The sequence below is a fragment of the Sphingomonas sp. genome (genome assembly GCF_042095875.1).
Classification (GTDB): Bacteria; Pseudomonadota; Alphaproteobacteria; order Sphingomonadales; family Sphingomonadaceae; genus Sphingomonas.
Genome location: NZ_JBELMJ010000017.1, coordinates 51,134 through 63,652, shown reverse-complemented (window position 1 = coordinate 63,652; position 12,519 = coordinate 51,134). Strand labels below are relative to the sequence as shown.

Here is a 12,519-nt window from a genome sequence, read left to right as displayed (position 1 = left end):
CGACGCGCGCCTGAAGGACGGCAGCCGCGTCAACGTGATCGTGCCGCCGCTGAGCCTAAAGGGCACCGCGATCTCGATCCGCAAGTTCTCGGCCAAGCCGATCACGCTCGACATGATGGCCGGGTTCGGCAGCATGAGCCCTAAGATGGCGACCGCGCTGAAGATCGCGGGCGCGTGCCGGTTCAACGTCGTGATCTCGGGCGGCACCGGCTCGGGCAAGACGACGATGCTGAATGCCCTGTCCAAGATGATCGATCCGGGCGAGCGCGTGCTGACGATCGAGGACGCCGCCGAGCTTCGCCTGCAGCAGCCGCACTGGCTGCCGCTGGAGACGCGGCCGGCAAACTTGGAGGGTCAGGGCGAGATCAGCATTCGCGACCTCGTGAAGAATGCGCTGCGCATGCGTCCCGACCGCATCATCCTGGGCGAAATCCGCGGGTCCGAGTGTTTCGACATGCTCGCCGCGATGAACACCGGCCACGATGGTTCGATGTGTACGCTCCACTCCAACTCCCCGCGCGAGGCGCTGGCGCGTATGGAGAACATGGTGATGATGTCGGACATCAAGGTGCCCAAGGAAGCGATCAGCCGCCAGATCGCCGACAGCGTCGACATGATCATCCAGGTCAAGCGCCTGCGCGACGGCAGCCGCCGCGTCACCAACATCACCGAAGTGATCGGGATGGAAGGCCCGGTGATCGTGACGCAGGAATTGTTCAAGTTCGAGTTTCTGGACGAGAGCGCCGACGGCAAGATCATCGGCGAGTATCGCGCGATGGGCCTGCGCCCGTACACGATCGACAAGGCCAAGCAGTTCGGGTTCGACCAGGCGTATCTCGAAGCTTGCCTGTGACGCAGCGGACCGACTGAACCTACCCGATCGGAGGCGATCGCGTACGTGACGAGCGAAACAGCCGTGTCGCTCCACACTTCGTCGCGCTACAGCGTCGGCGTGCCGCTGATCCTCGCCCTGCTCCTCGCCGTCGCCGCGGCGCCTGCCCCGGCCCCGCCCACTGGCACGCAGGTGTTGTCGGCGGATCACGAGGAGCGCTGGATCCCGTTCACCTTCACGCCGGGCAACCAGATCAGCTTCGTCATGTCGCTGGAAGGGCGACCGGTCAGCGCGATCCTCGATACCGGGGTCAGCTACTCGGTGCTCGCGCGGCGCTACGCCGAGGCGAACCGGCTGCGCGTGCGCGGGCAGGCGAAGGCGGACGTGATCGGCGGATCGGTGGCGGTCGGCTGGGTCGCGACGCGGATGCTCGCGATCGGCGGACTGCGGCGCGAGGGCGGCGGGCTCGCCGTCGCCGACCTGCCCGCCGCCGCGACCGGAAGCGCGACCGCGGTTGACCTGCTCGTCGGGCGCGACCTGACCGCGGGCTACGCGCTCGATATCGACTATGCCGCGCGACGCTTCCGCTTTCTGCGCTCGGGGCGAATGCCGTTCGCGGGCACGTCGTCGCCGCTGACGATCGCGCCCGATCGGCTGGTGTACGTCAGCTCGGTGGTGCTGGGCGGCGCGGCGCTCAAGCCGATGGTGGTCGACACGGGCGACGGCTCGGCGATCACGCTCGGCACCGCAGGCTGGACGGCCGCGCAGATGCCGAGCCGCGCGACCACCACCACCGTGTCGTTCGGGCTCGCCGGCGCCGTCGTCAGCGAGGTCGCGATCGTGCCGCAGCTGGTCGTCGGGCGCACGGTCGCGCGCAACGTCGAGGTGCGGGTGGAGGCGAGCGGCGGCTTCTCCGACGCGATCGGCGTCGCGGGACGGATCGGGTCGGGTTTCCTGCAGAACTACCGCGTCCTGCTCGATCCCACCGCCGGGCAGATGCTGCTCAGCGCGAACGCGGGCGCGGACAAGCCGCCGCTGCGATCGACCAGCGGGCTGCTGCTCGGAATCGCCGAGGATCGGCTGAAGGTGCTCCACGTCATGCGCGGCAGCCCGGCGGAGCAGGCCGGCTGGCAGGCGGGCGAGCTGATCTGCCGCGTCGACGGACAGGCGATCACCGCCGGTTACGCGAACAGCGCACTCGCCGGGTGGAGTGCGGGTACGCCCGGGCGCGTCGTCGCGCTGACGACGTGCGACGGCCGCGAGCGACCGCTGACGCTCGCCAGCTTCTACTGACCCTTCCAGACCAGCAGCACGCCGACCGCCAGCGCGATCAGCGTCAGCATCTGCACCCCGCGCCAGTCGACCCAGCCGACCGCGTCGGGATCGTGCCGCCGCGCGCGTCGCCGCTCGCGCCACGCCGCGAATAGCGCCAGCATCAGGCACGCCGCCGACAAGGCCGCGCCGAACAATCGCGTCCCGCTCGGGTCGCTGAGCACTTGTGCGGCGTTCATTGCTCGTCCAGCCTGCGCACCACGATCCAAGGAGTTCTCATGCGTCACCTCACCCTAGCCGCCCTGCCCCTCACGCTCGCGCTCGCCGTGGGCGTTCACGCCGCCGCGCCCAAGGCCGATCCCGCGGTCGCGCGCGCGATTGCGAATCCGGCGCGCAGCGAGGCCGATCGGGCGCGCGACCGCTACCGCCACCCGGCCGAGACGCTCGCCTTCTTCGGCGTGACCCCGGCGAAGAAGGTCGCCGAGTATAATCCGGGCGGCGGCTGGTACAGCCAGATCCTCGCGCGCGTGCCCGCCGGCGGCGGCAGCTACACCGCGCTGGTTACCTCGGCCAAGGGCGCGGACGGCGCGCGCGCGATGCTGGCGGCCAAGGGCCTGACCGGCACGGTCGCGACGATCGACCCGGCGACCGGCGCGTCGAGCGTACCCGCGAACAGCCAGGACGTGGTGCTCACGTTCCGCAACGTGCACAATCTGACCATGGCGGGCGGCACCTCGGCGGCGACGGTGTTCAAGGCGTGGTTCGCCATGCTCAAGCCGGGCGGTACGCTGGGCATCGTCGAGCATCGCCTGCCCGAGCGCGCGGACGCCGCGCGCGAGCGCGAGAGCGGGTACCTCAAGGTCGCGACCGTGCGCCGGCTCGCCGAGGATGCGGGGTTCAAGCTGGTGGCGACGTCGGAGGTCAACGCCAATCCGAAGGACACGGCCGATCATCCCAAGGGCGTGTGGACGCTGGCCCCGACCTTCGCGCTGGGCGACACCGATCGCGCCAAATACGCCGCGATCGGCGAGAGCGACCGGATGACGCTGCGTTTCGTCAAGCCGCGCTGATCCGCCGGGGGTGAGCGGCGGATCGCGCGCCGCTCACCGCACCAGTTTGTCGACCTTGTCCTGCAGCGCGGCGAGTTCGGCCTTCAACGCCGCGATCTCATTGTCCTTGCTGGCACCCGAGGCCGCGGTCGCGTGGCCGGCGGATGCCTGCGGCGTGAAGGCGTTCGCCGCGGCCTCGAACATTTCCATGTTGCGCTTCGCGATCTCGGCGAACGGCGAGCCGGCGAAGGCGCCCTCGACCGCGGTCTTGAACTCGGCCTGGTTGCGGTGAAAGCTGTCCATCGACGCTTCGAGATAGCCGGGTACCAGTTTCTGCACCGAATCGCCGTAGAGCGAGATGAGCTGACGCAGGAAGCTGACCGGCAGCATCGTCTGGCCGCGGCTCTCTTCTTCCATGATGATCTGGGTCAGGACATTGTGGGTGATGTCCTCGTCGGTCTTGGCGTCGAGCACCTTGAAATCGCGGCCCGCGCGCGTCATCGCGGCGAGGTGATCGAGCGTGATGTAGGACGAACCCTCGGTATTGTAGAGCCGGCGATTGGCGTATTTCTTGATGATAACGGTGCCGTCGGTACGCTGCTTCTTCATCCTCGCCTCGCCTTTTCAGCTTCTCCCGCGAGGCTATAGCACCCGCTGCCGCGCTGCAACACGCCCGCGGCGTTGCAGCGCGGGACAGTTGATGCTGCGCAGCATGGACGCGCGGATCAGTCGAACCAGACGCGATCGAAGCGCTGGCCGAGCCCAGTGACGAGCTCGTACTGGCTCATCCCCGAGGCGCAGGCGGCGCGCGGCAGGTCGGGGTCGAACGCGATCCAGTCGCCCTCCGCCACGTCTGCGTCGGTGACGTCGAGCGCGAGCAGGTCCATCGACACGCGCCCGATCACCGGCAACACCGCGCGCCCGGCGAAGGCGACGCCGGTGTCAGAGAAGCCGCGCCAGTAACCGTCGGCGTAGCCGAGATTGACGATCGCCGCATCCGTCTCGGTCGGGGCGACCCAGGTGGCGTTGTAGCCGACGCTCTCGCCCGCGGCGACGGTGCGGCGTTGCAGCACCTCAGCCTCGATCTGCACGACCGGGCGGATCGCTTCGCCCAGGGTCTTCACCGGCAGGCCGCCGTAGAGCGCGAGGCCGGGGCGGGTCAGGTCGAAGTGGTAGTCGGCACCCAGCGCGATCCCGGCCGAGTTGGCGAGGCTCATCCGCGTCGCACCGGTTCGTCCGGCGAGGCTGGCGAAGCGCGCGCGCTGGTGCTCGTTCATCGCGCTATCCTCTTCGGCACGGGCAAGATGGCTCATCAGCGTGTCGATGACGAGGCCGTCGAGCAGACCGTCCGCGACGTCGTCGGGCGCGATGCCGAGCCGGTTCATGCCGGTGTCGACCATCACGTCGCATGGCCCCCCGCCCGCGTCGCGCCAGCGGCGCACCTGCGCGCGGGTGTTGAGCACCGGGCGAGCATCGAGCGCGCGCGCGACCGCTACGTCCTCGTCGCGCACGCCGTGGAGCACCGATACGCGCGCGCCGCTGTCCGCCAGCGCCGCCGCCTCGTTCCACGACGACACGAAGAAATCGCGGCACCCGGCCGCGAGCAGGCGCGCGACCACCGCGCGCGCGCCGAGGCCGTAGCCGTCGGCCTTGACCGCCGCGCCGCACGCGGCGGTGCCGCTCATGCGCGCGAGCGCCCGCCAGTTCGCCGCCAGCGCGGCGCCGTCGAGCTTGAGGCGGTGCGGCGCGTTCATGGACGGACGGGGCGGCACGGAAGGATCATCCGCGCGCCCCTACCCGCTCCCGTGCGATCACGCCACCGCGTCGGGCGCGCCCGGATGAGCAGAGGGTCGAGTATCCTTGAGCCCGATGACCGTGACCACCAGCGCCAGCAGGGTGACGCCCCAGGTGTACCACAGCCCGGAATACGGATCGCCCGTCTTCGCGACGATATACTGGCTGATGAACGGCAGGAAGCCGCCGAAATAGCCGGTGCCGAGGTGATAGGGGATCGACAGCGAGGAGTAGCGGATCGCGGGCGGGAACATCTCAGCCAGCAGCGCGGCGACCGGGCCGTAGGTGATCCCCGACAGCATCGACATGGCGAGGATCGCGACGAGGATCAGCGCGATGTTGGCGGCGGACGGCGTCACCTTCGCGAGATCATAGCCGCCGCGCGCGAGTGCCGCGTCCAGTCCGGCAGGCGAGGTATCCGTGACCACCGCCTCGCCGATCGTGACGCGGGTCTGTGCGGCGACCTGCGTTGTATAAGGCACGCCCTTCTTCGACAGCGCGTCGAGCAGCTTGCCGCAGGCGGTCGCCTGCTCCTTGTCGAACGGGCTGTAGCGGCAGTCGGCACCCGCGACGACGACCGGGTTCGCCGCGGCCGCGCGAGCGAGGCCGGGGTTGGCCGCGGCGCCGATCGTCCAGAAGATCGGGAACAGCAGCACGAGCGTCAGCAAATAGCCGACGACGATCGGCTTCTTGCGCCCGACCTTGTCGCTGACGTGGCCGAACAGCAGGAACCAGCCGGTGCCCATCAGCACGCCGACGCCGGTGATGAGCTGCGCGGTGGTCTCCTCGACGCGCATCGTCGTCTGCAGGAACGACAGCACGGTGAACATCGCGGTGTACCAGATCACGGTCAGCCCGGCGGCGATGCCGAACAGCGCGACGACCATGCGGCGAACGTTGCCGGGATAGGTGAAGCTCTCCTTCAGCGGATTGATCGCGCGCTCGCCAGCGGCGCGCATGCGCTGGAACACCGGGCTCTCCGACAGCTTGAGCCGCATCCACAGCGAAACCGCGAGCAGCAGCAGCGAGAACAGGAACGGCAGCCGCCAGCCCCACGCCTCCCACGCGGGCCCGGGCACCAGCGCCTTGAACAACAGGATGACGGCGAGGCTGAGGATGAAGCCACCGGCGACGCCCGCCTGGATGAAGCTGGTGTAGAAGCCCGAGCGACCGGGCGGCGAGTGTTCGGCGACGTAGATCGCGGCACCACCGTACTCGCCGCCGAGCGCCAGCCCCTGCGCGATGCGGAGCAGCAGCACGATCGCGGGCGCGGCGTAGCCGATCGACGCGGCGGACGGCGTCAGGCCCACCCCGGCGGTCGCGACGCCCATCAGCGTGATGGTGACGAGAAAGGTGTATTTGCGCCCGAGCCGGTCACCCAGATAGCCGAACAGCGCGGCGCCGAGCGGGCGGAAGCCGAAGCCGACCGCGAACCCCGCCCAGGCGAGCAGCGTCTGCACCGTCTCGTTGCCGGCCGGGAAGAAGGCGCGGCCGATGATGCCCGATGCGGCGAGCGTGCCGTAGATGAAGAAATCGTACCACTCGAACACGGTACCGAGCGCGGAGGCCGAGATGACGAGCCGGACGTCGCCGTGCGACGGTGCCTCTTGGTCGTCGATCGTTGCCGCTGCCGCCATCCGCGCATCCTCCCCTGCCCGCCGTCATGTCGCGTGACGGCGAGCAGGGCAAGCGGATCAGAACAGCCGCGTCAGCCCGTAGAACAACGCGCCGACCGCGGCCGACGCCGGAATGGTGATGATCCACGCGATCACCACGCTCTGCGCGACACCCCAGCGGACCGCCGACGCGCGCCGCGCGGTACCCGCGCCGATGATCGCGCCGGTGATCGTGTGCGTGGTCGACACCGGGATGCCGAGCGCGGAAGCGGTGAACAGCACCATCGAGCCCGCGAGCGAGGAGGAGAAACCCTGGTGCTGCGACAGCTTGGTGATGCGCGAGCCCATCGTCTCGATGATCTTCCACCCTCCCGTCATCGTGCCGAGCGCGATCGCGACGTAGCAGCTGATCGCGACCCAGTGAGGCACCTCGAACGGTCCCGACAGGCGCCCGGTCGAGTAGAGCAGCACGGTGATGATCCCCATCGTCTTCTGCGCGTCGTTCAACCCATGGCTGAGCGAGTAGGCAGCCGAGGAGAGCAGGTGGAGCGCGCGAAAGCTCCGCTCCGCCTGGACCGAGGTCGAGCGTCGGAACGCCCAGCTGGAGATCAGCATGACGAGCATGGCGAGCATCATGCCGAGCAGGGGCGACAGCACGATCGCGAGCACGGTCTTGTTGAGCCCTCCCCATTGGATGCCGCCGATCCCCGCGTGCGCGACGCCCGCGCCGATCAGCCCGCCGACCAGCGCGTGGCTGCTCGACGAAGGAATGCCGCGCAGCCAAGTGACGACGTTCCAGAACATCGCCCCACCCAGCGCGCCGAAGATGACGGCGGGCGTCACAACATCCTTGTCGATCAACCCCTTGCCGATCGTTTCAGCGACGGCGTGCAAGCTGGGAAAGGCGATGGTCAGGAAATAGGCGGCGAAGTTGAACACCGCCGCGAACAGCACGGCCTTGACCGGCGACAGCAGCCGGGTCGCGACTACGGTGGCGATCGAATTGGCGGCGTCGTGCAGCCCGTTGAGGTAATCGAAGGCGAGCGCGACGGCGATCAGGCCGACGAGCAGCGGAAAAGCGAGTTCGTGCATGGTCCCGCCCTCAGGCGTGATCGATCACGATGCCGTCGACCTCGTCGGCGACATCCTCGAACGCGTCGACGATGCGCTCCAGATGCTTGTAGAGTTCGCGCTCGACGACGAAGCGGAGCGTGTCCTGCGCGCCGAATTTCTGCAACGATCGCTTGAGGCCGGCGGCATGGATCTCGTCGGCATGGCCCTCGATCCGGATCACGCGCTCGGTCAGCTCGTGCAGGCGGTCGCCGTTGCGTGCGACGTCGCGCAGCAGCGGGATCGCCTCCGCGGTGACGCGCGCGGCGTCGACGATGATCGCGGCCATGTCGCGCATCTCCGGCTCGAACATGTCGACGTCGTACAGGTCGACCGCGGCGGCGAAGGCCTGCATCTCGTCGATCGTATCGTCGAGCGCGCCGATCAGCGCGGAGATCGCACCGCGGTCGAACGGCGTCAGGAAGGTCGCGCGCACCGTCTTCAGCACGTCGCGCGTGATCGCGTCGGCGTCGTGCTCGCGCTCGATGATCTCGCGGATATGCTCCTTGGCGGCGGGGCCACCCTCCAGCAGGCGCGCGGTCGCTTCCGCCCCGGCGAGCACGGTCGCGGCATGCGCCTCGAACATCTCGAAGAAATTACCGGTCTTCGGCAGCAGCCGTTGAAACCACGCGAACATTGTACCCCACTTTTGGTTTGAAGCCCGATTCGCGGTCGCCCTAGCATCGGATTGTTGCACTGCAACGCGGAACTGCGACGGAGCGAAGGAGCGGATCAGTTCGCGCAGGTCGGGTTCGTCGACGCGCTCGGCCGCTTCCGCGAGCGAGAACCAGCGCCGCTCGCGCTCGCCCTGCTCCTTCCACGAGGGCAGTTCCTGCGTCACCGCGAGCGGGAACACGTCGACGTCGACCATCAGCGACGCGCCGCTGCCGCGCCGCTTGCGGTAGCGATAGGCGCCGAGCGGCACCGGGCAGAGCGCGCCGCTCACCCCCGCTTCCTCCTCCGCCTCCTGCGCAGCGGCGGCGGGCAAGCTGCTGCCGGGGCCGATGTTTCCCTTGGGAATCACCCAGCGCCCGGTCCCGCGCGAGGTGACGAGCAGCACGCACACGCCCTCCCCGCCCGCGGCGGCATCGATGCGGTACGGCAAGGCGGCGATCTGCTTGATAGGAACGCTCCCCGGTTCTGGCGCATCGCCGGGGCGACCGGAACATGGTCGCCGACGAGCAGCCCCACTTACCGTGCTGCCCCGCGGCCGTATACCCCGGCCCGGCGGGCGCCCGCGGCTAGCGTTTGCCCGCCTCGCTGATGTTGCCGGCGCGTGGCAACGACCTGACCCCTTGCCACGCGCGCGCCTTTGTCGTCTCACGCGGACGAGGGGCGGGCGACGATGCAAGATTGGTGGAACAGTTTCCGGCACACGGCGGGCGGGATGCTGGGCGCGCACGGGGCGGTGGTGAACGGCGCGGCGAGCTACGCGCCGGGCGATTTCTCGATCCACTTCTTTCTCCAGCTCGCGGTGATCCTGCTCGCCTGCCGCGTCGTGGGCTGGATCGGGCGCGTCGCGCTCGGCCAGCCGCAGGTGGTGGGCGAGATGATCGCGGGCGTCGTCCTCGGCCCTTCGCTGCTGGGTTTGCTCGCGCCCGAGTTGCAGGGGGCGATCTTCCCCAAGGAAACGAAGAACGTTCTCTACGCCGGCGCGCAGCTGGGTGTCGGACTCTACATGTTCCTGGTCGGGACCACGCTGAGGCTCGATCATTTCCGATCCAAGGCACGCAGCGCGTCGGTAGTATCGCTCGCCGGGATCGCCGCGCCGTTCGGGGTCGCGATTCTGCTGACGCCGTGGCTGCTAAGCGTGCCGGGACTGTTCGCGGCCGGGATCAGCCCGTTCAACGCGACGCTGTTCCTGGGTGCGTGCATCGCGCTGACCGCATTTCCAATGCTGGCGCGGATCATCAACGAGCGCGGGCTGGCGGACTCGGCGCTCGGCACCTTGTCGCTAACGGCTGGTGCGTTCGACGATGCGTGTTCGTGGTGCGTGCTGGCGATCGTGCTGGCGACGTTCGGAGGCGGCGCGGGCGTCGCGATCCTGGCGATCGGTGGCGGAATCGCGTGGGCGGCGCTGGTGCTGCTCGCCGGGCCGCGGTTGCTTGCACCGCTGGCGCGCGCAGTGGAGCGCAGCGGAGAGTTGACGCCGCCGCTGTTGGCGGTGGTGCTGATCGCGTTCTGCGCGTCCGCCTTCTTAATGGACGCGGTCGGCATTCACGCGATCTTCGGCGGGTTCATCATGGGCGTGGTGATGCCGCGGGGCACGCTGACCGAGGAAATCCGCCGCAAGATCGAGCCGCTGACGGTCGTGCTGCTGCTGCCGATGTTCTTCACCTACTCGGGGCTCAACACGCGGTTGGACGCGGTCAGCTCGCCCGCGCTGCTGCTGGTAGCAGCAGTGATCCTGACGGCGTCGGTGCTGGCGAAGGGCGGTGCGTGCTACCTCGCGGCGCGACTGGCGGGCGAGGACAACCGTACCGCGCTCGGCATCGGGGCGCTGATGAACGCGCGCGGGCTGATGGAACTGATCATCATCAACATCGGGCTGCAGAAGGGGATCATCGGGCCGACGCTGTTCGCTATGCTGGTGCTGATGGCGATCGTCACCACGATGATGGCGAGTCCGTTGTTCGAGTGGGTCTACGGCCGGCACGGGCGCGCGAGTGGTGCGCTGAGCGGCTTGCCCGCGCGGTAATGCGTCAGCGCGCGGGCGGCGCGCCCTGCAAGGTGACGAGCGCGGCGACGATTGCGGGCTCGTCGGCCGGAGTGATCGGCGCGTGATAGGCTTCGCGCATCTTGGTGACGGTGGCCTGCCATTTCTCGGCAGTCATCACCGGCTGGCGGGTGAGGAAATCGGGCGAGTGGCAGGCGGTGCAATGCTGCGACAGCACGGTGCCCGCCGGCGTGTCGGGCAGCGCCGCGGTTTCCGCCGGCAGCGTGATGCTGACCGGCTGGAGCGCGCCGCTCGGCTTGGGCGCGGGGTCGGGCTCCGACGAGCAGGCGGCGAGCAGCGCCAGGGTCGCGATCAGCACGGTCCTCACGCCGCCGTCACCGCGACCGAGGCGATCTGGCTGCGCATGTAGCCGCCGGGGTTCCAGATCGCGTCCATCGATTGCGCCTGTCCGGCCGTGTTGGTGCAGCGCGCCCAGAGGCGGTAGCCGCCGGGGCGAAGCCCGCCGATCGTCGCTTCCCACAGGCGGAAGCCGTATTTCCCCTGATCGGGGCCGAGTCGCGCGGCGTGCCAGCTCTTACCCGCATCCATCGACAGATCGACACGCGCGACCGCGCTCGCGCCGCCCATCGCGAGCCCGCGGACGTAGAAGGGGTCATCCGCCACCAACTTGATCGCGCGGTCGACGTTGGTGAAGAAGGCGCGCGGGGTCATGCTGTTGATGGGCACGGTCGGGAAGTCCTTCACGCCCGGCTGTACGCCCGCGTTCGGCGTCGCCGGGATCTTGTACGCCTTCGCCATCCAGTAATTGTCGTCCGCGCCGGTCAGCACCTCGATCCGATCGAGCGCCTTGATCCAGTAGGTCGAGTACCAGCCGGGCACGATCAGCCGGATCGGATAACCGTTGAGCATCGGCAATGGCGCGCCGTTCATCGCCAGCGCGATCATCACCTCGCCGTCGCGGGCGTGGTCGAGCTTAAGCGACTTGGCGAACCACGGTGCGCCGGGCGGCGGGCGATCGAGCCCGGAGACGCGGACGTTGGCGGCGCCGGGTGCGACGCCGGCGAGGTCGAGCACGTCGCGCAGGCGCACGCCGCTCCACAACGCATTGCCGATCGCGCCGTCGCCCCATTGCGCGCCGGGCACGCGGGGGCTGAACAAGGCGCGCGAATTGCCCGAGCATTGGTTCACCGCCGCGATCTCGACGCGCGGCAGCTTCAGGAGGTCGGCGAGCGATAGCGCGACCGAACGGCGGACCGCGCCGCCGACGCGCAGGCGGAAGGTGGCGGGATCAACCGCGGTCGGGATGTCCTGATAATGCCAGCGGACGAAGAAGCGGTCGTTGGGGGTGAAGACCGCGCCGTCCATCGCGGAGAGCGGCGTCTCGAGCAGCGGCGCGCGCTCGCGCAGCACGATCATGCTGCCCTTCTGCGGCCAGTCGCCCGAGAGCTGACGCGTGCCGCCCGCGAAGCCGAGGTCGACCTGCTGCGCCACTGCGCCGGACGCCAATCCCGCCCCGCCTAGCCCCAGCAGCGCGAGCGCCTCGCGCCGCCCGAGCTTGGGATCAGGCAAGCGCGGCGGCATCGTGCACTACTAACGGGGCGAAGCGCGCGACCTGCCGCCCCACCAGGCGGAGCTGCTCGACCACCGCGGCGTCGCTCGCGCCGCCCTCGTCGTCGAACTTGGTAACCTGGCTGTTGATCGCGGCGGCGAACGGCGTCGGCCAGCCACGCAGTGCGTGGACGATCGAGCGCAGCGCCGCGATCGTCGAGCCGGTCGCCTGCCAGCCGTAGGCCGTGGCGATCAGCCCGACGGGCACGTCGGCGAGATACGGCCGCTCGGCGTCGCGCGCGGTCTCCTCCAGCAGGTCGAGCGCGTTCTTCACCACGCCCGAGATGCTGCCGTGATAGCCAGGGCTCGCGATGATGATGGCGGACGCCTGACGCACCGCGGCGACGAACGCCTGTTCCTCGGGCGTCCGGCTGGTCGCCTTGGGATCGTAGAGCGGCAGCCGCGCGAGCGCGTCGCCGCCGAACAGCTGGGTGCAGAACCCCTGCGCGCCCGCCGCCTCCAGCGCGATGCGCAAGGCGCGCTCGGTCGAGGACAGCCCGCCGATCGTGCCGCCGATCCCGACCACCAGTGGCTTGTCCATGCTGCCGTCCCTCCTCAGCG

13 protein-coding genes are annotated in these 12,519 nt (G+C 69.4%); 4 read left to right on the top strand and 9 right to left on the bottom strand.

Annotated elements, in window-relative coordinates; all coding sequences use genetic code 11:
- Window positions 1-853: CpaF family protein (locus ACFDS6_RS08255; protein ID WP_375271662.1), on the top strand; the 853-nt coding region annotated here is incomplete at its 5' end.
- Window positions 854-916: 63 nt separating this feature from the next.
- Complete coding sequence (locus tag ACFDS6_RS08250; protein ID WP_375271661.1) at window positions 917-2,125, top strand: aspartyl protease family protein; 1,209 nt, start codon at window positions 917-919, stop codon at window positions 2,123-2,125.
- On the opposite strand, the gene ACFDS6_RS08245 is transcribed toward ACFDS6_RS08250, so the two are convergent.
- Window positions 2,119-2,343, bottom strand: a complete 225-nt coding sequence (locus tag ACFDS6_RS08245) for a hypothetical protein (RefSeq protein ID WP_375271660.1) — start codon at window positions 2,341-2,343, stop codon at window positions 2,119-2,121. The two genes, ACFDS6_RS08250 and ACFDS6_RS08245, sit on opposite strands and share 7 nt — an antisense overlap.
- 39 nt (window positions 2,344-2,382) lie before the next feature.
- Here ACFDS6_RS08245 and ACFDS6_RS08240 point away from each other — a divergent pair, with 39 nt between their 5' ends.
- Window positions 2,383-3,174 (top strand): class I SAM-dependent methyltransferase, encoded by a 792-nt coding sequence (locus tag ACFDS6_RS08240; RefSeq protein ID WP_375271659.1) that lies wholly within the window; start codon window positions 2,383-2,385, stop codon window positions 3,172-3,174.
- Between the two features lie 33 nt (window positions 3,175-3,207).
- On the opposite strand, the gene phaR is transcribed toward ACFDS6_RS08240, so the two are convergent.
- From phaR to ACFDS6_RS08215, 5 genes are all read right to left on the bottom strand, one after another.
- Complete coding sequence (phaR, locus tag ACFDS6_RS08235; protein WP_375271658.1) at window positions 3,208-3,762, bottom strand: polyhydroxyalkanoate synthesis repressor PhaR; 555 nt, start codon at window positions 3,760-3,762, stop codon at window positions 3,208-3,210.
- A 116-nt stretch (window positions 3,763-3,878) separates the two neighbouring features.
- Window positions 3,879-4,907: an alanine racemase gene (gene alr, locus ACFDS6_RS08230; protein WP_375271667.1), complete on the bottom strand. Its 1,029-nt coding sequence runs from the start codon at window positions 4,905-4,907 to the stop codon at window positions 3,879-3,881.
- A 57-nt stretch (window positions 4,908-4,964) separates the two neighbouring features.
- Window positions 4,965-6,584 (bottom strand): MFS transporter, encoded by a 1,620-nt coding sequence (locus ACFDS6_RS08225; RefSeq protein WP_375271657.1) that lies wholly within the window; start codon window positions 6,582-6,584, stop codon window positions 4,965-4,967.
- 57 nt (window positions 6,585-6,641) lie between these two features.
- Window positions 6,642-7,655 carry an anion permease gene (locus ACFDS6_RS08220; protein ID WP_375271656.1) on the bottom strand — a complete coding sequence of 338 codons (1,014 nt, stop codon included), beginning with the start codon at window positions 7,653-7,655 and terminating at the stop codon, window positions 6,642-6,644.
- Window positions 7,656-7,665: 10 nt separating this feature from the next.
- Window positions 7,666-8,778 (bottom strand): DUF47 family protein, encoded by a 1,113-nt coding sequence (locus ACFDS6_RS08215; RefSeq protein WP_375271655.1) that lies wholly within the window; start codon window positions 8,776-8,778, stop codon window positions 7,666-7,668.
- A 240-nt stretch (window positions 8,779-9,018) separates the two neighbouring features.
- Between ACFDS6_RS08215 and ACFDS6_RS08210 the strand changes: the two genes are divergently transcribed.
- Window positions 9,019-10,371 carry a cation:proton antiporter gene (locus ACFDS6_RS08210; protein ID WP_375271654.1) on the top strand — a complete coding sequence of 451 codons (1,353 nt, stop codon included), beginning with the start codon at window positions 9,019-9,021 and terminating at the stop codon, window positions 10,369-10,371.
- Between the two features lie 4 nt (window positions 10,372-10,375).
- Here ACFDS6_RS08210 and ACFDS6_RS08205 read toward each other — a convergent pair whose 3' ends face one another.
- Genes ACFDS6_RS08205 through ACFDS6_RS08195 form a run of 3 tightly spaced genes read right to left on the bottom strand, consistent with a single transcriptional unit; the run spans window position 10,376 to window position 12,499 of the window.
- On the bottom strand, window positions 10,376-10,717 hold the full coding sequence (locus ACFDS6_RS08205) for a cytochrome C nitrite reductase (protein ID WP_375271653.1): 342 nt from the start codon (window positions 10,715-10,717) through the stop codon (window positions 10,376-10,378).
- The gene (locus ACFDS6_RS08200; RefSeq protein ID WP_375271652.1) at window positions 10,714-11,931 is read right to left on the bottom strand and encodes a molybdopterin-dependent oxidoreductase; all 1,218 of its coding nucleotides are present in this window, start codon (window positions 11,929-11,931) and stop codon (window positions 10,714-10,716) included. Before ACFDS6_RS08200 ends, ACFDS6_RS08205 begins: the two co-directional genes overlap by 4 nt.
- A complete protein-coding gene (locus ACFDS6_RS08195; protein ID WP_375271651.1) occupies window positions 11,912-12,499 on the bottom strand; it encodes an NADPH-dependent FMN reductase in 588 nt (195 codons plus the stop codon). The genes ACFDS6_RS08200 and ACFDS6_RS08195 overlap by 20 nt, the downstream gene beginning before the upstream one ends.
- Between the last annotated feature and the right edge of the window lie 20 nt (window positions 12,500-12,519).

Excerpts from the sequence above, each read along its gene's own strand:
- ACFDS6_RS08240 (WP_375271659.1), top strand. The coding sequence starts at position 2,383 with ATGCGTCACCTCACCCTAGCCGCCCTGCCCCTCACGCTCGCGCTCGCC.
- ACFDS6_RS08195 (WP_375271651.1), bottom strand. The coding sequence starts at position 12,499 with ATGGACAAGCCACTGGTGGTCGGGATCGGCGGCACGATCGGCGGGCTG.
- phaR (WP_375271658.1), bottom strand. The coding sequence starts at position 3,762 with ATGAAGAAGCAGCGTACCGACGGCACCGTTATCATCAAGAAATACGCC.
- ACFDS6_RS08220 (WP_375271656.1), bottom strand. The coding sequence starts at position 7,655 with ATGCACGAACTCGCTTTTCCGCTGCTCGTCGGCCTGATCGCCGTCGCG.
- ACFDS6_RS08245 (WP_375271660.1), bottom strand. The coding sequence starts at position 2,343 with ATGAACGCCGCACAAGTGCTCAGCGACCCGAGCGGGACGCGATTGTTC.
- ACFDS6_RS08210 (WP_375271654.1), top strand. The coding sequence starts at position 9,019 with ATGCAAGATTGGTGGAACAGTTTCCGGCACACGGCGGGCGGGATGCTG.
- ACFDS6_RS08225 (WP_375271657.1), bottom strand. The coding sequence starts at position 6,584 with ATGGCGGCAGCGGCAACGATCGACGACCAAGAGGCACCGTCGCACGGC.
- ACFDS6_RS08200 (WP_375271652.1), bottom strand. The coding sequence starts at position 11,931 with ATGCCGCCGCGCTTGCCTGATCCCAAGCTCGGGCGGCGCGAGGCGCTC.
- alr (WP_375271667.1), bottom strand. The coding sequence starts at position 4,907 with ATGAACGCGCCGCACCGCCTCAAGCTCGACGGCGCCGCGCTGGCGGCG.